Genomic DNA, 20495 nt, shown 5'->3' on the forward strand with positions numbered 1-20495 from the left:
GAAACAATGGTGGCTATAGCTCAGTTGGTAGAGCCCTGGATTGTGATTCCGGTGGTCGCGAGTTCGAATCTCGTTAGCCACCCCATTTTTCTTTTAAGAATATCGGTAGCTTCGGCTTCCAGTTCTGATAAAATCAGGACAAAACATAAGTCGGTGAATAGCGCAGCTTGGTAGCGCATCTGGTTTGGGACCAGAGGGTCGGGGGTTCGAATCCCTCTTCACCGACCACTATTTCAATAATCGCTTAGGCGGTTATACAAAAAAATTAGTGGTGGCTATAGCTCAGTTGGTAGAGCCCTGGATTGTGATTCCGGTGGTCGCGAGTTCGAATCTCGTTAGCCACCCCATTAATTTTGTCGGTGAATAGCGCAGCTTGGTAGCGCATCTGGTTTGGGACCAGAGGGTCGGGGGTTCGAATCCCTCTTCACCGACCACTATAAGAAAGCCTCGTCAGAAATGACGGGGCTTTTTTGCATCTGAAATCTTGATGGTTTTAGATCTGGGGGCTGGTGCGCCAGTCCGATGAAAATCCAGTCGCATCGCCTCCCTTTTCTCCGACCACCTTGAGAATCCTCAACTCAGTCACTCACATTAATCTCTGTTCATCGATCTCAGGGTGAAAATTAACGAACTGTCAGTGACCACTCTTAAATGCACATAAAGGCATATGATGAACCTCTAGTTGATAGGCTTTGCCCTAAATCAGTGCTACGGCGATTAATGTATTGAAGTGGTTGATGAAAGTTTGCACTAATATTAAGCGTGCTTGCCTTTTTAGGGCGTTTATCTCATTAAGAGAATGTTCTTTTTCTTAGGTTGGTGGGTGATTTGTCATCAAACCTTACTGAGGGAATATTTTGCGAATAGAGCCGCTTTAGGTCACCTTATTGAGGTAAACACAAGGTGAGCTCTTCCGGTTATTTTACCTTTCAAAACACGAATACCCACGAAATATTACTGCCTTTTCTACAAGGTTCTTACTATCAATTCTGTAAATAATTTTTAGTTTAAACTTCTGTTTTTGTGATGTTATTCGGATTAAATGATGGCTATTTTGATCTAAAGTAGATTATGTTTCTATATTGTTAAGTGTTGTGTGGAATAATTATTTAAATAAAGTGACTAAAGACAAAATATGCTTTGGCGGTCTGTAAATCTTATACATGCATATGAATAAAGGCATTTGTTTAGCTTTTTTGACAGGGAATAAATACTGATTTCTTCTTACTATATGCTTGTTTGGTGAATAATTATATGGTGTTTTTACTTGCTTGACGTTTAATGTCGACTTTTTATCCTATTTTTGTTGCTTTTCTGTGAATTATTTGCCAAATTGTGAACCGTATAAAATATCAGAACATTATTCTGGTAAGAATGGATTCAATTTTGCAGACAGGGCAGAAAGCTGCCAAAGCAGTAGAGGTCTGGTAATGTCACTTTTAGAAGTAAAAAATCTTCGTATCGAATACCCATCTCGTCATGGTGTGCACGCTGCGGTGAAATCACTCTCGTTCAATATTGAGCGCGGAGAGATCGTGGGTGTAGTAGGGGAATCTGGTGCTGGTAAGTCAACGGTTGGTAACGCAGTTATTGATCTATTGAGCCCTCCAGGTCGCATCGCGAGTGGTGAAGTTTTCTTAGATGGTGAGAAAGTATCAGGCTTATCACCTGAAGATATGCGTAAAGTACGCGGTTCAAAGATCGGGTTCATCTTCCAAGACCCGATGACATCTCTTAACCCTCTTTTCACCGTTGAGCAGCAACTGAAAGAGACGATTCACGCTAACATGAAGGTTTCTGATGAAGAGGCTTATCAACGCGCTCTGGATCTAATGAATCAGGTTGGTATTCCTCAACCTGAAAACCGTCTTAAGCAGTACCCTCACCAATTCTCCGGCGGTATGCGTCAGCGTGTGGTTATCGCAATTGCACTGGCGGGTGAGCCAGATCTTATTATTGCTGATGAACCAACCACAGCACTTGATGTATCGATCCAAGACCAAATCCTAGGTCTGATTCGTGAATTGTGTATCAAGAAGAATGTAGGTTGTATGTTGGTAACGCACGATATGGGTGTGGTTTCCAACGTAACCGATCGCGTCGCGGTAATGTACCGCGGTGACTTAGTTGAGTTTGGCCCAACGGCGCAAGTCCTTGGTACTCCTGAGCACCCATACACACACAGCTTGATCTCTGCGGTTCCGCGTTCAGATCGTAAACTCGATCGCTTCCCTCTAGTGAGCTACATCGAAGAAGCGCACGAGATGGAGCCTCTGGACGTTAAGAACCACTGGCTAGGTCAAAGCCAAGATCATCGCGAATACACTGGCCCACTACTGAATGTTGAAAACGTAAACCTACGTTTTACTACTAAAGATTCATTTTTTGAAAGCCGCCGCGAGTATGTTCAAGCATCAAACAACGTGAGCTTTGAGGTACATGAAGGCGAGACGTTTGGTTTAGTAGGTGAGTCTGGCTCAGGTAAATCAACAATCGCACGTGTGATTGCCGGTCTGTATGCTCCTAACTCGGGTAAGGTAACATTTGAAGGCGTAGACCTTACGGGACTTAAATCTGAGAAAGAGCGTCGCCCAATGCGTCGTCAGATGCAGATGGTGTTCCAAAACCCTTACACATCAATGAACCCTCGAATGAAGATATTCGACATCATTGCAGAGCCTATCCGTTTCCATAAACTAACTCGTAACGAGAATGAAACGCGTCAGATCGTACACGATCTCTTAGATCACGTAGGTCTGGGTAAGATGGCTGGTGTTAAGTATCCACATGAATTTTCTGGTGGTCAGCGTCAGCGTATTTCTATCGCTCGTGCTCTGGCAACTCGTCCTCGTCTTCTGATTTGTGATGAACCAACGTCGGCACTGGATGTGTCGGTTCAAGCGCAAATTCTTAACCTACTAAAAGACCTACAGGATGAGCTAAACCTAACCATGCTGTTCATCAGTCACGATTTACCGGTTATTCGTCAAATGTGTGACCGCGTGGGTGTGATGCAGATGGGTACACTGCTTGAGGTCGCGCCGACCGAGCAGTTGTTCCAATCACCTCAGCATGAGTACAGCAAACAATTGATTTCTTTAATGCCTGAATTTACGGGCTTACGAGAAGAAAAAGCAGTGGCTAACGCCGCGGTATAAATGTAAGCGGGTGAGGTTGAGCCTGCTTTAAAAATAAAACAGACGCAAATACAACAACTAGGGATCTGGATTCCCGCATGAAGGAGTTATGCAAATGAAAACCATGAAAAGCAAATTAGCAGTCGCTTTGATGGCAGCTGGCCTAAGCTTTAGTGCAGCAGCAGCAGATATTACCGTTGGCTACGCAGCTGACCCAGTATCACTTGACCCGCACGAGCAGCTGTCTGGTGGCACACTGCAAATGTCTCACATGGTGTTTGACCCTCTAGTACGTTTCACTCAAGAGATGGATTTTGAAGGCCGCCTAGCATCTAGCTGGGAGCGTGTTGATGAAACGACTTTCCGCTTTAACCTACGTAAGGGTGTGAAATTCCACTCTGGTAACGAACTAACAGCTGACGATGTTGTGTGGACTTTCGAACGTCTACAAGCATCTCCAGACTTTAAGTCTATCTTCACACCATACGAGAAGATGGTAAAAGTAGATGACTACACAGTTGAGCTAGTATCTAAAGCGGCTTACCCACTAGTACTACAAACAGCGACTTACATCTTCCCAATGGACAGCAAGTTCTACTCTGGTAAGACTGCAGATGGCAAAGATAAGTCTGAGCTAGTGAAGCACGGTAACTCGTTCGCTTCGACTAACGTTTCTGGTACAGGTCCATTCATCGTTACTGAGCGTGAGCAGGGCGTAAAAGTTCAGTTCAAACGTTTCAACGATTACTGGGACACAGAGACAAAAGGTAACGTTGATAACCTAACGCTAGTACCAATCAAAGAAGACGCAACGCGTGTAGCAGCACTTCTTTCTGGTGACGTAGATATGATTCACCCAGTAGCACCAAACGATCACAAGCGTGTTAAGAACGCGAAAGGCATCGACCTTGTGACGCTACCTGGTACTCGTATCATCACGTTCCAAATGAACCAAAACAGCAACGAAGCTCTTAAAGACGTTCGCGTTCGTCAGGCGATTGTTCACGCAATCAACAACGAAGGTATCGTTAAGAAGATCATGAAAGGCTTCGCAACCGCTGCTGGTCAGCAAAGCCCAACAGGCTACGCAGGTCACAATGAGGAGCTAGTGCCACGTTACGATCTTAAGAAAGCAAAAGAGCTGATGAAAGAAGCGGGCTACGCAGATGGCTTCACGCTAACAATGATGGCACCAAACAACCGTTACGTGAACGATGCGAAAGTTGCTCAAGCATCTGCAGCTATGCTGTCTAAGATTGGCATCAAGGTTGACCTGAAGACAATGCCTAAAGCGCAATACTGGCCAGAGTTTGACCTATGTTCAGCTGACATGATGATGATCGGCTGGCACTCAGATACAGAAGATTCAGCGAACTTCAACGAGTTCCTAACAATGACTCGTAACGAAGAAACTGGTCGTGGTCAGTACAACTGTTCTGGTTACTCTAACCCAGAGATGGATGCGATCGTAGAAGCGTCAAACACGGAAACAGATCCTGCTAAACGTTCTGTGATGCTGAAAGGCGTTGAAGCAACACTATACAACGACGCTGCATTCGTACCGCTACACTGGCAAAGTGAAGCGTGGGGCGCGAAGTCTAACGTTGGTGCTGCTGACGTAGTTAACCCAATGGTTATGCCTTACTTCGGCGACCTAGTTGTAAAGTAATCTAGCATGCTAGATGTGAGAGCCTGTTGGTTCAGGCTCTCGCTTTTTTAAGTTGTTCTATTAAGTTTCGGTATTTAGTCTTCCTTCAGTCTGGCTAGATACCTTTTTTAAGACTGAATATTTGTTGTCTAGTTACGGATTTAACTAGATAGTCATGGATAGATAAGGGGCAAGGAATGTTTACGTTTCTGGTCAAGCGCCTGTTTCAGGCACTGATAGTGATGTTTGTGATCAGTTTGGTGGCGTTTGCCATTCAGGATAACCTGGGCGACCCGTTACGTGAGTTGGTAGGTCAGTCTGTTTCAGAAGCGGAGCGTCAAGCGCTGCGTGATGAACTGGGCCTCAACGATCCCTTCATTACAAAATACACTCGCTTTGTAGGCGCGGCTCTACAGGGTGACCTTGGTACTTCGTACTTCTTTAAGCGTCCTGCAGTTGACGTTATCTTAGACAAGCTGGTGGCCACACTTGAGTTAGTGTTTGGTGCATCGCTTATCATTGTTTGTTTGTCGATCCCACTTGGGGTTTACTCGGCGATTCACCCAAAAAGTTTCTTTACCAAGCTGGTCATGGCGGGCAGTAGTATCGGTATCTCGATCCCGGTGTTCCTAACGGCCATTATGCTGATGTATGTCTTCTCTATTGAGCTTGGCTGGCTGCCTTCTTATGGACGTGGTGAAACCGCTAACTGGCTTGGCTGGGAGTCGGGCTTCTTTACGCTAGATGGCCTTGCACACCTAGTTCTACCAAGTATTGCACTGGCTTCTATCATGCTACCGCTCTTCATCCGTCTAGTTCGTTCTGAGATGCTAGAAGTTCTAAGCTCTGAGTACATCAAGTTTGGTAAGGCGAAAGGTCTAGCACTGAACAAGATCTACTACCAACACGCACTGAAAAACACCATGCTACCAGTACTAACCGTGGGTGGTGTGCAAATCGGTACAATGGTGGCTTACACCATCCTGACTGAAACAGTATTCCAGTGGCCGGGTACCGGCTTCCTATTCCTTGAAGCGATTAACCGAGTGGATACACCACTGATTACCGCATACGTTATCTTCGTTGGTCTTATCTTCGTAGTAACCAACACCATTGTTGACCTGCTATACGGCATCATTAACCCAACAGTGAACATTACAGGGAAAGGAGCATAATCATGGAACAATCAACAACAGCTCCATCTCGTTGGGAGCGCTTTAAGCAGTCAGACATTCTGTACTACTTCTTACGTGACAAAGTGGCGATGTTCAGCTTCGCTGTCTTTACCGCATTCTTGGTGATGGCTTTGGCTGCACCGATTCTCGCGCCGATGGACCCATATGATGTGACGTCGATTGACATCATGGACTCAGAGCTACCGCCATCATGGATGGAAGATGGCGATGAGCGTTTCCTATTGGGTACGGACGAACAAGGTCGTGATATTCTATCGACCATGCTTTACGGCTCTCGTTTGTCACTAACGATTGGTTTCTTAGCGGTAGGCCTTCAGCTAACACTGGGTATCATCATCGGTCTGTCAGCGGGTTACTTCGGTGGTCGTATCGATAGCTTCCTGATGCGTTTTGCCGATGTTCAGCTCTCTTTCTCAACCATGATGGTTGCGATCATTGTTTCGGCTATCTTTAAGGCGAGCTTTGGTAGTGACTTCTATGCGCAGTATGCCGTAGTCATGCTGGTGGTGATCATTGGTATTGCGGAATGGCCACAATATGCGCGTACCATTCGTGCATCGGTATTAGCAGAGAAGAAGAAAGAGTATGTAGAAGCGGCGCGTGTGATGGGCTTTAAAGCTCCACGAATCATGTTCCGCCACATTTTGCCGAACTGTTTATCTCCAATCTTGGTTATTTCTACGGTACAGGTGGCAAATGCCATCATGTCAGAAGCGGCACTTTCTTTCCTAGGTCTTGGCCTTCCAGTTGACCAACCATCGCTTGGTGCCTTAATCAGCATTGGCTTTAACTACATTTTCTCTGGTGCATGGTGGATTACTGCCTTCCCAGGTGTGGTATTGGTAACGTTAGTGCTAGTGATTAACCTGCTTGGTGACTGGTTACGCGACGTATTTAACCCGAAAATCTACAAAGGTTGATCCCGAGCGATTGATTTTTAATAAAAAAGCTCACTAAACTAAGAGTCGTAAGCAATTACGGCTCTTTTTTTGCTTATAGTTTAGGAACTATGAGTTATTGATGTAGTCAATAATGTCTAAAATGGAATTCATTTTTTATCGACACTGTGTCGGTAATAATTTTACCCTTGAGGGTTGAGTGATGGGTATGAAAGTGACAATTAATGCAGTATGTCGTGGTTCACGGAAAGGTTTGGGTTTAGCGCTGTTCGCGATTGGGGCATCATTGTCTGGTCATGTGCAGGCGGAGTCGGTTCTTTGTGATGCTACTCAGGCCAGTACAGATCAACTGCCTCAACTAGAAGCTTCTTGTCCTATTGGTAAAGGGGTATGGGGCAATAAAGCACCTAAAACCCATTCAGAGAGCAATCTATTTTGGGTTCAGTGTGGACTGCTTAACGACCCGTTGCCGCTAGAGAAAGCGAAACCCATCTATAAGAATATATCGACCAATGTATGGATGAAACCAGAGCAGGGTAACTACCGGTGCTTGATTGGTCCATACTCCAACTATGCGGATGCACGCAAAGAGCTGCTTCAGGTTCGTAAGGTACCGGGCTACAAAGAAGCCTTCATCCGTATGGTCGATAAATCTCAATCAACCAATGTAGCGCCACTTACTGCGGCTACTGCAAAAGCGGATAAAGCGTCTTCACCGAAGCCTCGAGTAGAAGCACAACCTATCGAGCGTGCTGCACCAAAATCGCCTGCGACGGCAACTGTTGCTAAAGCTTCTACACCAGCGCCGAAGGCTCCAACTCCTAAAGCAGCGAGCAAATCGGCTGTTGAGCCGATGGCGATTCAATCACTTCCTGATAACTCAAAAAGCAGCAATGATGCTGAGGTAGAGGTTCGCTTGACGGCTTCTGTCTCTGGTAAAACTTACTCTGTTCCTTACATTCTTGATGGCAAGCAACAGTTTTACATGGAGCAAGGTAAGCCTTGGAGTCGTTTGGATTACGATCAAGCGAGCAAGACCTGTAATGGTTTAGGCATGGAGCTGTTGAGTGAAGAAGATTGGCAATCCATTTTGAACTCGAAAGTGATGGAACAGAAAGACTGGCCAATGCATCTGCCATACTGGGGCGCACAAAAGAAAGGCCTGTTTACCAATGGCAATGTCACTCAACTTAAAGGCTCATCACTTCTTAACGTGATGTGTGTGAAGTAGCTCTAAGAGTATTTGAGCTGCTGTAGGCCAAAAGGTCCAGATAAAAGAAACCCCAGCGATTGGCTGGGGTTTTTGTTGTTAGTTCGTTGAACTTAGTCTTGGATTAGTGGAAGTTTGTCGATCACCTTTTCCATTGATTCTTGGTCGTATGAATACAGGCCGAACTCAGGAGCAGATACGTAGTTCCACTGTGGTTCCTCGCTCCATTTTACCCCAATGTAGAAATCACCAAACTCACGTTGGATGTAGCGGTAGCGTGTCTTGTAATCAGAGTCAGCCCCTGTTTCTTCTAGTACAATTCCTTCACGGCCAAAGCTATCAAGCTCGTAGCTCAGGTTTCCTGGCGTTTCGAAGCCTGTAGGTTTGATTGACTTGTAGTCATATGAGTTTTCAGCATATACAAATTGACCAGCAGCATACGTTAGCGGGTAGCCGTCAAGTTCTGGATCGAATTCCTCTCCAGCCTCAACTGTAAGATCGAAGTCAGTGAAACCAGAGATGATTTTTTCAGAAGCTGGCAAAGTTTGTGCAAATGTTAAAGCAGTTGAATCGAGCCAGAATAGTTCGTCTTGATTTACTTTCAAGATAATCTGGTATTCATTGTCTTCTGGTTGATGTTGATAAAGCATCTCGTAGATACTGCCTTCTTTATCAATCATTTTCCCGTCATTGAGTGTCACATCCATACAGTCTTTATCTTGATGTGACATGTAGTCATTATGCTTATCTAGCTCGGCTAGCTTAACAAAAGGTGCGTAGCTATTACCCGATTGATCAAGTGCGTCACTCATGTTACCTGAGTAGTTTTCATCGCTATTCGAGCCCCAGCAGAACATTAGTCCGTGCTCGTCTTTAGCAAGTGATGCGTAGCCGATTTCACCGTCATTGTCGGCAAAGCTACCCATTTTCCACTCTTGGTTATTGAAGTGTGCTTCTGTAAATCCGAGTTCTGGTACTGGTGGTTCAACAGGAGCTCCTTCTAATACGTGAGGCATTAGAAATAAGGCATCTTCTGAATAAGCGTTGTCATTATCTCGAACGCTAATTGTTAGTTTGCCATGTTGATTCCATGATGTAGTTGGAGTGCCATGGATAGTGACGAGCATGTTTTCTCTATCTGTATCAACAGAAAGTCCATCAACAACACCACCTAAACCAACTCTAATCCCCTCAATCGAGCCATCTTCATCTTTAAATAGCTGGCTGATATTGAGAGTTTGAGAGAAAGCCTCACCTTCTTGTAAGTACCATGTCTCTACCTCTTCCTTCTGAAGACGGGCTTCTTCATCTTTATTTAGAACGGGTGCTGTATTTTCTGCTTCAACAGTTACTTTGAGGTTGAGAGGGTAAGATAGTGATTGATGTTCATCTTTCGCGAATATTTGGTAATTGAATTCACCAACAGTCTCAGGGGTTCCACTAATGACACCTGTTACTTTATCAATGATTAGGCCGTTTAGTTTTCCTGTGAGCTCTTTGAGTTCATAAGTTAAAACATCACCTTCAGCATCACTAAAGTTTTGCGATGCATTGATAGGAGCCCAAGCATCTCCTTTAACCATAACAATAGGGTTCAACTGACTATCAGCTTGGTCATGTACAGGTCGAGAGTTTGGCGTGACAATGGGAGCACTACCATCTTCAGGAACTTCGATAACAGGCGAGAAGTCTTCTAGATTTTCACCGTTATCAATCACTTCTTTTGTTTCTTGAGCGATAGCGTCAGTTAGCTCAAGTTGCTTTTCTACTGGTAGTTCAGCGTTATCAACTAGACTTTCACCGATGACGTTAAGTGCTTCAGCTTCTTGCGATTCGTCAGCAATGTAGTCACCAAAGATAAGCTCATTAGAAGCTTCAAGACCAGATTCGGTTACAGAATTAACCACATTTTCTTGTGCTTGCTCTAGAGTAAGGCTGCTATCAGCTTCCATTTGCTCAACAACCATATTGGTCATTGGGCTAACAACGGTAGCACCTGCTGTAGCTGCTAGGTCGAAGTCGGATGTTACTAAGCCACGAGTTTTATCGATTGTTTGACCAGCAATAGCTTTAATGAAAACGGCTTTGTCTTTGTACTCATTTGGAAGAGTAATCTCGCCGTTTGCATTGGTGTTGCTCTCGAGTTGTTTATCTTCTGAATCTAGTTTTAGGTTGTTGTTAGTATCAACCCAAACTTGTGCATTCTCTAGGTAGCCATCGATTGCAGTAATCACAATACCGCCTGGAGCTACGCCATCTGATGAGCCACCATCTGAACCGCCACAACCTGAGAGTGCAATAGCCACTGACGCTGCTAGTAAACTAACCTTCTTCATTCTTTTCATCCTTACCGAGTGAAATCTGTATTTATTTGAAGTGATTTATAAAAACTGGCAAGGTTTTACCGTGTAGATGACTGTGGTTCAAGATACGGAAAATGAAGAAAAACCCGTAAAGAATCTTATAAAAATTGAATGAAATATTGGGTGATTTTTGAGGTGAATGTGTTGCGGATTATTGTATTTTTGTGATGAATAAACCCCGCATTTGCGGGGTTTAGATAAAGCAGCCTAATTACTCTTTGTTAAAACTAAAGACGATGGTTTCAGCTTCATCTGAACTATCTGCTTTGAACTGGATAGAGAAGAGGCCAGGTTCTAAAGCTTCACCACTGTTTGGCTTACGTTTTATGTAACAACCAGGCTGTTCTGGATCTTTTAAGTCATCTATAACAGATAAGTTCCAGAATCCTTGACCATTGCTTGCGGATACATACATGTTATGTCCCGGATAAATAGCTTCAAACTGATCGCAACTCATATCACCAATGTGAATTTCTGCTGCTACATAGCTTTCTGAGTGTTCTTGCACAACTGCACTTACATCTAACTCTTGTGCATTACCTTCCACATAGGTATGAACGATTCGAGTCTTCCATCCTGCTTCAATAACAGGCTGGTAGATCATGTTTTCTACAGCTACCGCATTCTGGTAATAAGAATACAGTTCAGTGTCACCATTTTCATCGAGAGATACAAAGTAGTGATCAAGGTTGTCGCCGTATATATCTTCACTAATTACATCTAAGGTCATACCATCGAAACTGATGGTTTTATCCGCATTCACAGTGTAGGTTGGACCGGCTTCAAATAATGAAAGATCTTCTGACGTACATTCCCAGTTGTTATTGTCATTGCGGATATTCCAGTACATAACCTTAGTTTTAGAATCGAGATATACAGTATCGCACCATGCTGACATGTAATCTCGATCACCATCACCATGTTCTACGAAGTGCAGGAATTGGTCTTCAAGAACATGTTCACCAGGTGTAGGTTCTGGTGAAGCGCCTTCTTCTATTTCAGGTAGGTTAAGAGTGACTGTCTCCCACTCGCCCTCACTGTGGAACTCATCAGTAGCATCGATACTTAAAGTGCCTTTGTTTGCTACTTTTGTTGGAGTACCTGATAGAGTGATTGTAGTGAAGTCGTCAGAGTATGTTGCTTCAATGCCGCTTTCTAGGTATGCGGTGGATAGACGAGGTTTTGTACCAAACTGGATCTTATTACCTTCTTCATCTGTGAATAGGTTAGTGATATCCAGAGTCATGTTAGAAATTGGAGTACCAACTTGGAACGACCAGTCGCTATCTATTTCATTTTGTAGAGCGGTGTCAGCCCCAGGAGTTACTGTTGGTAGTGAATTTTCAGAAGCAATAGTTAGAGTAAAGATTGCACTTGTAGGGTTCTGTGAGACTTCGCCCTCTGAGTTAGTATCAAATGCTTGAAGTTCGATAGCGAAGTTACCACTCTTCAATATTTCAACACCTTTAGAGTAGATCATCAGGCTGTTGCCACTTAGTTGTACTGAAATACCTGCTTCTTTTAGTGCAGCATTTTCTAATATAGTTACATCTACATTAGTGCCTTCGGTTAAGTCTGCATCTGAAAAAAGTAGGTTACCTTGAGTATTTGAAAGAGAAATAAACTCTTCAGTCAGAGGGTCGCCAACTTGAAGATCTAACTCATCAATTTCTGTTTGTGCAGTGTCATAAATAGATGTATTTACAACTAGCTTTTCATTGGTAACTATAACAGGGTCAAGAGCTTCACCTGTTCCGTTATCAATAATTACAGGTTTAACATTATTGTTTTCAAGATCTGCTGGACTCATACCATCAACCACGTCATCAGCTTTGTTTGCAAACTGATTCGCCTTGTCTTCGTATGTCGCTGGGTTAGCTGCTTTAGACTCAGTTAGGATTTGCGCGGTTTTATGCAGTTCTGCATCTGCATCGTCACCTTCAACAAAATCATCGTAAAGTGCTACAGGCTCAGAATCGGTACCACCAAGAGCTACGTTTACTGCGGTTTCCGCCGCTTCTAGATCACCACCATTTTTTTCAGCTTCAATTGCCACTAGGTCAGTGATTGGTGAAATAACTTTCGATGATGTCGGTGCGCGGAACACAAGCTCATGAGCCATAGCTTGAGATGGGTGGTCCATGTCGATCGTGTATTTGCCAGCAACTTCAAACTCATCGTTATTGTGTGCAATAAGTGCTTGTTGAACTGTACCGCCCGGAGTAAGAGTTTGTAGTGCTAGAGCGCCTTCAATAGAGCTTGGTACGGTGATCTGACCGTTAGTATCAGTTAAGCCGAATACAAGGTCAGCTCCTTCAGTGCCAAGTGTATTGATATCAAGCTGACCATTGTTGTTTGTATCCTGGAAGGCAATTGCTTGATTAAAGTAACCATCAAAACCAGTAATCACTACACCACCTGGTGCTGCACCTGAACTGTCGCTATCTGAGCCACAGCCTGTTAGAGCGAAAGCCACTGACGCTGCTAGTAAACTAACTTTTTTCATTTCATATCCTTTGTAGAGAGCTCTAGCCAAGCCCTATTTGTTTCATTTTCTGAGACTTATATTAATCGGGTGAATGTTTTACTTGGGATTGATCGCTTTTTCAACACACGTAAAAGCAGAAAAAAACCGTAAAATTTATTTGATTTTTATTTGCTCGTTCGCTCTTCAAATCGATTTCTAATTTCAATAGCATGCTGCCCCGAATTGACTAGGTGTATATTAAAATGAAAAAGTGGATCGGTTTGAGCTTGTTGCCGTTTACAGTAATGGCTCAGCAAACGCATGATAATGATAAGTATGGCTACTCGTATTTCACAGTTGGATTGGAGAATGTCACCTACCAAGAGCATTTTGGAGGGCTAAAGTCGGATGTAACGGTGACCAACCCGATACTGAATACCGGCGGGCTGTATTATGTGAATGATGATTTCGATTTCTCTATCGATGCATTGGCGTCTTTCTCGCCACAAAGTTCGAAAGAAGAGTGGGTTAATAATGGAGCCTCTATTCAAAAGAATCAGATGGAGTACCTGAAGACCGCAACTAATATACAGCTGCATTACAAGTTGCAAGATAATTGGCGTGTGATTGGTGGCCCATCTCTGACTTATCAAACCTTCACTCGTTATGGCGTGAAAAACTATAGTGCTGATGGTAACAAGTATTTCTATGGTACTTGGGAGGAAACCTCGACTGATATCTTTATAGATGTCGGTCTTGCCTATGATGATGGCAGTCTATATTTGAGTGATAAGTGGCATGTGAGTGGTAAAGCGACGTTTGGCTTACCTGTTTGGAGTATCACATCAAATACCCAGTTTGAAGGCGTCGATTTTTACGATTTTGGCTATCGAGCTGCGTTAGAAGGGAATGTGAGCTATGAACTGAGACCGGGTTTACATCTGGGTTGGTATGCAATGTTTGGTTACGAGAAACGCTTTCAATCTGATACTGAAACCGTAACGACCACTTATTGTAAAACCATGGTTGATGGAAAATGTACCGAGTATGTTACCGAGCAAAAACACGCCACATTACCTGAAGCCGACACTTTTACTTTTAGTACCGGCTTGCAGGCGTTGTGGAGTTTTTAAGCGTCAGGATCTAGGTATCGAACGTTGAGTTTCATCTCTTCAACCTTATGACGCCACTCTTTCTTGGGGCGGAGTATGATGCTAAATACTTCGCCATGTTTGAACTCATCGAACTCTAAGAAATCAACATCAAAATAAGAGTACTGAAGATGGCCCAGGGGTTGCTCTCCACACTCGATAGGTTCGAAGTTTTCGCCGATGGTTTGACCAATGATGTCGCCGTATACCCCTTGTCCGCCAACTGAGTAGTGTTCGAACTTACTCAGTAAATCTTCGCAAATCACCGTAGTGTTGTAGGATTGAACATTGAGGTCGCCGTCCATTCGATCTGGCCAATCAGGGTTATGTAGTTGGTAATTGCCAATATGCATGCCATACCAGCCAAGATAATAGCGGCCATCGTTGGCAAGATACATGTAGTTGAGCGGTGTCAGTTGTAGCGCTTCTAAGCCTGTCACGGTGTTTATGCGCTGCTCTATTTGCGCTTTCGACGCCACCGTATAGGTTTCATACTCATTGTCCATTTTAACTTGTGTCACATGAGCGGTCGTGAAGGTGGGGTGACTTGGGTAGGTCTCTAAAATTTTCCAGCGCATGTCGGTGTCAAAAATCGACTGATTGCTAGAGACAACTAAGGTATTACCATCGACATAGTACCCCCCAACTTTACGCAGCTCGTGTTCACTCGGGCAGGTGGTTAAGTTGCTTGAAGAGGCAAAAAACACTTCGTCATTGATAAACTTAAACGCCTCGCAGTAGACCTTTTCATAGTTGTACGTCTTGCCAGCAAATTGATGGTTAGTCTCTAGTCGATACCAAGTTTCGCCAATCAAAGGGTGCAAGCCATCATCCTCTAAACCTGAATACATGGATGGAAGGGAGAAGTGGGTGGTAACCCAAGCTTCCTCTTCTGAGCCATGATAATCATCTTTAGCGCGAGCAATCAGCTGAGTAGGTGCTTCTCCAACTTTTGGGGTGCCTTGGACGCTTGTCCGCCCGCCGAGGTTTGAAACAGAAAACTTCGGATGATTAACGGCAATCTGTGTCGTCAGTAAGTCATCATCAGGGTCTTCAAATAAGCCTGTCACATCAATCGAGTAGTTAATCGGAGAGTTTTCGATAAAGGACCATTGATTGATTTCGTGTTGAATACTTTGCTGTACCGCTGAGTTGACTTGTGGTTTCTGATTGCGATCGGCACGGTCTTTGTCATCAGCGACAACTAAGGTTTCGGTATCGCTGTAAAATTTCTCAGCAGGGTCCTCAAATCGATCTTTTTGGGCTTCGAAAGTAGCCGCTGGGAATGAAACCTCTGACGGGGTTGTCTCGGCTTTGCTTTTTATCAGCGTTGCTGATGAGGTACGACTTTGCGTAGGCTGAGTGTTCGCGGCGGTCTGCGCGCCTTCAGCAGCAGTTTGTTTGACTGAGAGTAACGAGTCACCTCCGATTAAACGGGGTGCATTCACTTCTTCAGAAGCAAGCCAAGGTGGCAGCAGAACTAATGCTCCGCAGCCAGAGACAACCAAGAAACAGAGGCGCTTTTTCATGTTAAACCAGTTTGCTTTGCAACCAACAACGAGAGAATTTGAGATCTTTTTCAATCAAGCTTGCACTGCACTCTAACAGTTCGCTGATCTCACGATTTCGCATGCCCATTAGGTACTTGAGCTTTAGTGCCTGAGATTGGCGAGGGTAGTGAATGCTGAAACTGTCAATGGCTTTGTCCATCATCATGAACTGCTCAAACTTATCTCCATCATTGTCGCTAATCATGGTCATTTGTTGACGCTTTTGCGCCTGAAGGTGGCGAGCGTTATCGATTAGGATTTGGCGCATCACCTTAGCCGCCATCAAAAAGAAATCTTTTTTGTTCTCGATCGATTGCAGGTCTGAAGACGATATTTTCAGATAGGCATCGTGAATTAACGCAGTGGTGCTATTCATACTGTCGCTCAGCACTTGGTTATCGGTGCCGTATTTCTGTGCACTTCGAGTACGCTCTTGTTGGGCGATCTGACGAAGCTGTAAGTAGGCGAATTGGTACAAGTCTGCTTCGGCGCTTTTGTTACCGGATTGCCATTGGTGGATGATCTGTGTGATATCTGGAGTTGCAGTTGCCATTAGCTGTTAGACCTCACTTTAGAAAACTCAGAAACAGATAGGGTGCTGATATTATGAGATTTATCTGGGTTTAGCGAAATTTTTTGTTTGAACCTGTAGAGAATGCCTTGGTCCCAGTTTTTACCTGCAGGTAGATATTCCCAAGCAGTGAAATGCTGCTGAGGGACGGAATCGTACCAGCGAACGCCAACATTCATTTGAGCGAGAGATGCTGTCGGTTCTGGGTTGCTCAACCACCACATGTCACCGAATTTCTCAGTCACGTCTTTTGTGTATTGTTGGTGGTTTGTTGGACAGCTTTCACCTTCGGTTGGACCTAAAAGAATACGTTGATCCTTAACCAGTAGACATTCTGTGAGGATATCAGCGTGCTGATATTGAGTATGTTGCCAGATGCCCTCATAAGGAATCTTATTGCCACGCTCATTGGTGTAGGTGAACCAGATCATCTCACCCTTGTTGGCATGGCGAATGTGTTCCTTCTGACCTAAGCCTTGGGTTTTCTCCATCAAGAGTTCGGTCTCTGTATCGAAGTCCAAAGCGACAGTACGATACTTCCAGTCCCCTTCATCGTTGTAGTCTTCAATGGAGAAACCACTGAGATCGTGGCGCGTGCAGCCCGTTTGCGCACAACTGGTAAAGCCGGTCCAGCCATCACCCACGGAGAGTGGCTCTCTGATGATTTCTTGAGGGGTGTTGTATGGGCGTAGATTACAGCCATTAAAGTAATCACCCGTTCCTGGGAATTGGATCAACTCACTGTCTGTAATTTGATAGCTCAGCTCGCCAATTGGGCCTTTATATTTAGGGTTCGCGTGGTGAGCGAGATCGTAGAAACAAGCTCTTCCGGCATAGTCTTTCTTGGCGATGATGACGTTATGCAGCACCTTATCTTTAGGTGAGAAGATGATCTCATCAGACGCAAAGTTGCTCTTGATGTATTCCTGGCTTTGATTGAGGTGCTCGGCTGCCTCTTTAACGGAAACCAAATCGATCCCGAGGTCTTGAGCATCGAGATAGCTTAAATCTAGGTTCTTAAGCTTTTTTTGGAACTCCACGTCAGACAGCACTTTACTGGCTAAGATGATCTCATCACGGTGCTCCGGCGTGTCATCGAGTGACAGCAGTAAGCGCGTCATATTGATGCTGCGGCTTGGACGAGTCGATGACAAAGTCGGCGTAATGACTTCTTGACCTGATAGGGTAGTCAGCAGGTAACCCGAGTTATCGGTGCCAATGAAAAAGCTCACGATATCACCTGAGTTGTATTGGAATGCGCCTTTATCGGTGGTGCCTGAAAGGTTAGAACTGGTCTCGTAGTAGAGCCCCGAAACTGGAGAGTCGATAAAGTACCCCGTTAGAGGTGGGTTATCCTCTGCGTGCGCAGTCAGGCTGACAACGCATGTTGCAAAACAGGTTAGGAGAGCTTTTTTCATAATCAGTTACTAGATGAATTTGCTTTGTTTTTATGAGTGACGGATTTTTCTGGTGCTGGCGTTAGCATCGCCAATAACATTTTTTGCTTAACTTCTTTTGGTAAGTCTGGGTTTGAAAGTATTCGGCGCCGTGTCAATTCGAGCATGGTGCCCACCGACATTTTGGCGGCATCGCTGCCTTTGGCATGAAATAGCAGACTCGTGACCTCGTACATCATCTCTTCCGCAACCTGTTTTTCTTTCTGCAGTTGTAGATTCTTATTAAAGATTGCCGTCGAAAAGGTAGTACCTGATATCAACAACAGAATCGTCAGGGCACTCTGTACTGGGCGACGCTTTAGTAGTTTCGATAGGGTATGGAGTGGGTGCTTCTCTCGGAGCGAGATAGGGCGACACTCCAACATACGGACGATATCTTGGCGCAATTCACCTACGCTGGCATAGCGTCGATAAGGCTCATGGTGTGTTGCCTTCTCAACAATAAGATCGATATCCAAGTTGGATGAAGAGTCGAAGATCAGCGCTAGAATCTTACCTAGTGAATAAATGTCGCTTTGCTGCGTCAAAAATTGACCGGCAGCCTGCTCTGGGCTTGCATAAGCCTTGCTATAAGCGGTGAGCAGAGAAGTATCGGTACCCTGATTTGGCGTTGGCTGCTTAACCTTTTGAGTCAGGTTGAAATCCAGAATCTTAGGTGAACCCAGTGGATCAATTAAGATGTTCTCTGGTTTAAGGTCTGCGTGCAGCACCTGTTTCTGGTGAGCGTGTTCAATGGCGGAACACACTTCTTTGAAGAGGTTCAGTTTCTGCCTTTCACTCAACGAACGATTCTGTAAGTGTAGCGAGAGTGTTTCCCCTTCTACACGTTCCATTACGATGTAAACCGACTCTTGATACACACCACCATCAAAAACTTTAGCAATACAAGGGTGGTTGAGGTGTGCGAGTAGCTGCGCTTCTTGGAATAGAGCGTGTTCACCAAGAATGTGTGAAAGGGCTGGCTGGATGAATTTGACCGCTAAGTCTTGCTCAAAAGTTCGGTCTGCTCGACTTGCTGCGTAGACAATGCCCATACCGCCACGACCAAGCTCGTGAGAGATTTGATACTTGTCCACTAGCATATTGGTGAGGTCGAGTTCTGTCTCTGTTGCTTGTTGTGCGTGAAAGCCGAACAGCGATGTGATCTGCTCTGAAGGCTCTTCGTTAATGAGTGGAAGAACTTGTTGGTATAAGCCGGGTTGTTTAGCCTTTAGTTGCTCTAAGTAAAGGCTCTTTTCTTTCTCTGACAGATCCATGAGGTGATAAAAAACCTCAGTGGAGCCACTGCTTTTATTTTGCACAACTGATCTTTTTTATGTCTTTTATTATTCAGGCATTCTATAAGAGTTTTCGATGTTTTTTCGATATTTTTGTCAATTAGTTATGAAAAAATGAGCTAATGAGTCGCATTTTTGAGAGGTGGTGCAAAAACCACCAGTGTGTGATCTTCTCCCCAAACTTAATCGGTTGATTTTTAGGCGATAAACCAAAGTTTCGCTAATGTTGCGTGGTTTATTTATTGGTGTGATTTATCTAAATTGCTCTCAAGTTGAGTTTGTTTCGTATTACTTGTGACTCAAGAAAATGAGGTTACAAAGATATGAAATTGAAGAAATGGATAGAGGGTGTCTCCCCTCAATTCGAAGCGGGCGGTAAGTACGAAAAATGGTACCCCTTGTACGAGGCTGCCGCGACCATATTCTATACCCCTGGCCATGTGAACAAAGGCCTAACTCACGTTCGAGACAGCATCGACCTCAAACGCATTATGATCATGGTGTGGCTAGCTACCTTCCCAGCAATGTTTTGGGGTATGTATAACGCTGGTCATCAAGCCGTTATGGGGCTGAATTCGACCTATACTGGCGCCGAGCTGTTGGCTGTTATTGAAGGAAATTGGCGTTTAGCTTGGGCCTTCGGGAGCGTAGAGGCGCTTACATCTAGCGGATGGTTGAGTCAGATGTGGCTCGGCGCACTCTATTTCTTACCTGTCTATGCCACCGTGTTTGTCGTCGGGGGATTTTGGGAAGTGCTGTTTGCTATTGTGCGTAAGCATGAGGTTAATGAGGGCTTTTTTGTTAGTTCGGTGCTATTTGCGCTGATACTGCCGCCAACGATTCCACTTTGGCAAGCTGCGTTAGGGATTACCTTCGGTATTGTGGTTGCGAAAGAAATCTTCGGAGGGACCGGACGCAACTTTCTTAACCCAGCCTTGGCAGGACGTGCATTTCTCTACTTTGCTTATCCGGCCAATATGTCTGGCGGCTTAGTGTGGGTCGCTGCTGACGGTTATTCAGGGGCAACACCATTGAGTCAATGGTACGAGGGCGGTAACAGTGCGCTGATGAACAATATGACCGGAGAGGCGATCTCTTGGATGGATGCGTTTCTTGGTAATATCCCCGGCTCTATGGGGGAGGTGTCATCGCTATTGATTATGCTCAGCGGCTTGGCACTCATCGTAATGAAAATAGCCTCTTGGCGGATTGTTGCAGGGGTGGTTGTTGGTCTTGTAGCGACTTCTAGTTTACTAAACTTGATAGGCTCAGAGACAAATGCCATGTTTTCGATGCCCTTCTATTGGCACTTTGTCCTTGGTGGTGTGGCCTTTGGTACCTTCTTTATGGCAACCGACCCAGTGTCTGCAGCCTTCACCAATAAAGGCAAGTGGGCCTACGGTATTCTTATCGGTGTCATGACGATAGGGATTCGAGTGCTCAACCCAGCGTATCCAGAAGGCATTATGCTTGCGATATTGTTCGCAAACCTGTTTGCTCCTTTGTTTGATTTCATTGTCCGTGAAGGCAACATTAAGCGCAGAAACCGACGAATGGCACGCTGATTAC

Annotated in this window: 13 protein-coding genes and 4 tRNA genes; 11 read left to right on the forward strand and 6 right to left on the reverse strand. The window is 44.7% G+C overall.

Annotated elements, in window-relative coordinates; genetic code table 11:
- Positions 1 to 9: 9 nt before the first annotated feature.
- The 9 genes from OCV50_RS00185 to OCV50_RS00225 all read left to right on the forward strand — a co-directional run bounded on the left by OCV50_RS00185 (position 10) and on the right by OCV50_RS00225 (position 8111).
- Positions 10 to 85, forward strand: a tRNA-His gene (locus OCV50_RS00185).
- Between the two features lie 66 nt (positions 86 to 151).
- Positions 152 to 228 (forward strand) — tRNA-Pro (locus OCV50_RS00190).
- Positions 229 to 271: 43 nt separating this feature from the next.
- A tRNA-His gene (locus OCV50_RS00195) sits at positions 272 to 347 on the forward strand.
- Between the two features lie 10 nt (positions 348 to 357).
- Positions 358 to 434 (forward strand) — tRNA-Pro (locus tag OCV50_RS00200).
- 996 nt (positions 435 to 1430) lie between these two features.
- The gene (locus OCV50_RS00205) at positions 1431 to 3158 is read left to right on the forward strand and encodes a dipeptide ABC transporter ATP-binding protein (protein ID WP_261903376.1); all 1728 of its coding nucleotides are present in this window, start codon (positions 1431 to 1433) and stop codon (positions 3156 to 3158) included.
- Between the two features lie 94 nt (positions 3159 to 3252).
- The gene (locus OCV50_RS00210; protein ID WP_239842162.1) at positions 3253 to 4806 is read left to right on the forward strand and encodes an ABC transporter substrate-binding protein; all 1554 of its coding nucleotides are present in this window, start codon (positions 3253 to 3255) and stop codon (positions 4804 to 4806) included.
- 176 nt (positions 4807 to 4982) lie between these two features.
- Positions 4983 to 5960, forward strand: coding sequence for an ABC transporter permease (locus OCV50_RS00215; RefSeq protein ID WP_032551023.1), 978 nt, complete (start codon positions 4983 to 4985; stop codon positions 5958 to 5960).
- Between the two features lie 2 nt (positions 5961 to 5962).
- Positions 5963 to 6901, forward strand: coding sequence for an ABC transporter permease (locus OCV50_RS00220; RefSeq protein WP_239842163.1), 939 nt, complete (start codon positions 5963 to 5965; stop codon positions 6899 to 6901).
- 187 nt (positions 6902 to 7088) lie between these two features.
- Complete coding sequence (locus OCV50_RS00225; RefSeq protein WP_261903377.1) at positions 7089 to 8111, forward strand: SPOR domain-containing protein; 1023 nt, start codon at positions 7089 to 7091, stop codon at positions 8109 to 8111.
- A gap of 92 nt (positions 8112 to 8203) precedes the next feature.
- Here the strand turns inward: OCV50_RS00225 and OCV50_RS00230 are convergent, their stop codons facing one another.
- Both OCV50_RS00230 and OCV50_RS00235 read right to left on the reverse strand, forming a co-directional pair.
- Positions 8204 to 10426, reverse strand: a complete 2223-nt coding sequence (locus OCV50_RS00230; protein ID WP_261903378.1) for an Ig domain-containing protein — start codon at positions 10424 to 10426, stop codon at positions 8204 to 8206.
- Positions 10427 to 10664: 238 nt separating this feature from the next.
- Positions 10665 to 12959, reverse strand: coding sequence for a hypothetical protein (locus tag OCV50_RS00235; protein WP_261903379.1), 2295 nt, complete (start codon positions 12957 to 12959; stop codon positions 10665 to 10667).
- A 224-nt stretch (positions 12960 to 13183) separates the two neighbouring features.
- Here OCV50_RS00235 and OCV50_RS00240 point away from each other — a divergent pair, with 224 nt between their 5' ends.
- A complete protein-coding gene (locus OCV50_RS00240) occupies positions 13184 to 14053 on the forward strand; it encodes a hypothetical protein (RefSeq protein WP_261903380.1) in 870 nt (289 codons plus the stop codon).
- Here OCV50_RS00240 and OCV50_RS00245 read toward each other — a convergent pair.
- From OCV50_RS00245 to OCV50_RS00260, 4 genes are read right to left on the reverse strand one after another with little or no spacing between them, the layout of a single operon-like run.
- On the reverse strand, positions 14050 to 15600 hold the full coding sequence (locus OCV50_RS00245) for a hypothetical protein (RefSeq protein WP_261903381.1): 1551 nt from the start codon (positions 15598 to 15600) through the stop codon (positions 14050 to 14052). The genes OCV50_RS00240 and OCV50_RS00245 overlap by 4 nt on opposite strands.
- Position 15601: 1 nt before the next feature.
- A complete protein-coding gene (locus tag OCV50_RS00250) occupies positions 15602 to 16174 on the reverse strand; it encodes an ECF-type sigma factor (RefSeq protein ID WP_239842168.1) in 573 nt (190 codons plus the stop codon).
- The gene (locus OCV50_RS00255; protein ID WP_261903382.1) at positions 16174 to 17610 is read right to left on the reverse strand and encodes a chromosome partitioning protein ParA; all 1437 of its coding nucleotides are present in this window, start codon (positions 17608 to 17610) and stop codon (positions 16174 to 16176) included. Before OCV50_RS00255 ends, OCV50_RS00250 begins: the two co-directional genes overlap by 1 nt.
- A 2-nt stretch (positions 17611 to 17612) precedes the next feature.
- On the reverse strand, positions 17613 to 18905 hold the full coding sequence (locus tag OCV50_RS00260; RefSeq protein ID WP_261903383.1) for a serine/threonine protein kinase: 1293 nt from the start codon (positions 18903 to 18905) through the stop codon (positions 17613 to 17615).
- A 344-nt stretch (positions 18906 to 19249) separates the two neighbouring features.
- Here OCV50_RS00260 and OCV50_RS00265 point away from each other — a divergent pair, with 344 nt between their 5' ends.
- The gene (locus tag OCV50_RS00265) at positions 19250 to 20491 is read left to right on the forward strand and encodes an NADH:ubiquinone reductase (Na(+)-transporting) subunit B (RefSeq protein ID WP_261903384.1); all 1242 of its coding nucleotides are present in this window, start codon (positions 19250 to 19252) and stop codon (positions 20489 to 20491) included.
- The last annotated feature ends 4 nt before the right edge of the window (positions 20492 to 20495 follow it).

It is taken from the genome of Vibrio fortis (assembly GCF_024347475.1).
Lineage (GTDB): Bacteria > Pseudomonadota > Gammaproteobacteria > Enterobacterales > Vibrionaceae > Vibrio > Vibrio fortis.

Bases quoted from the DNA above. Each gene is read 5' to 3' on its own strand.
- OCV50_RS00220 (WP_239842163.1), top strand. From the start codon at position 5,963: ATGGAACAATCAACAACAGCTCCATCTCGTTGGGAGCGCTTTAAGCAG.
- OCV50_RS00210 (WP_239842162.1), top strand. From the start codon at position 3,253: ATGAAAACCATGAAAAGCAAATTAGCAGTCGCTTTGATGGCAGCTGGC.
- OCV50_RS00255 (WP_261903382.1), bottom strand. From the start codon at position 17,610: ATGAAAAAAGCTCTCCTAACCTGTTTTGCAACATGCGTTGTCAGCCTG.
- OCV50_RS00215 (WP_032551023.1), top strand. From the start codon at position 4,983: ATGTTTACGTTTCTGGTCAAGCGCCTGTTTCAGGCACTGATAGTGATG.
- OCV50_RS00230 (WP_261903378.1), bottom strand. From the start codon at position 10,426: ATGAAGAAGGTTAGTTTACTAGCAGCGTCAGTGGCTATTGCACTCTCA.
- OCV50_RS00265 (WP_261903384.1), top strand. From the start codon at position 19,250: ATGAAATTGAAGAAATGGATAGAGGGTGTCTCCCCTCAATTCGAAGCG.
- OCV50_RS00250 (WP_239842168.1), bottom strand. From the start codon at position 16,174: ATGGCAACTGCAACTCCAGATATCACACAGATCATCCACCAATGGCAA.
- OCV50_RS00240 (WP_261903380.1), top strand. From the start codon at position 13,184: ATGAAAAAGTGGATCGGTTTGAGCTTGTTGCCGTTTACAGTAATGGCT.
- OCV50_RS00205 (WP_261903376.1), top strand. From the start codon at position 1,431: ATGTCACTTTTAGAAGTAAAAAATCTTCGTATCGAATACCCATCTCGT.
- OCV50_RS00235 (WP_261903379.1), bottom strand. From the start codon at position 12,959: ATGAAAAAAGTTAGTTTACTAGCAGCGTCAGTGGCTTTCGCTCTAACA.
- OCV50_RS00260 (WP_261903383.1), bottom strand. From the start codon at position 18,905: ATGGATCTGTCAGAGAAAGAAAAGAGCCTTTACTTAGAGCAACTAAAG.
- OCV50_RS00225 (WP_261903377.1), top strand. From the start codon at position 7,089: ATGAAAGTGACAATTAATGCAGTATGTCGTGGTTCACGGAAAGGTTTG.
- OCV50_RS00245 (WP_261903381.1), bottom strand. From the start codon at position 15,600: ATGAAAAAGCGCCTCTGTTTCTTGGTTGTCTCTGGCTGCGGAGCATTA.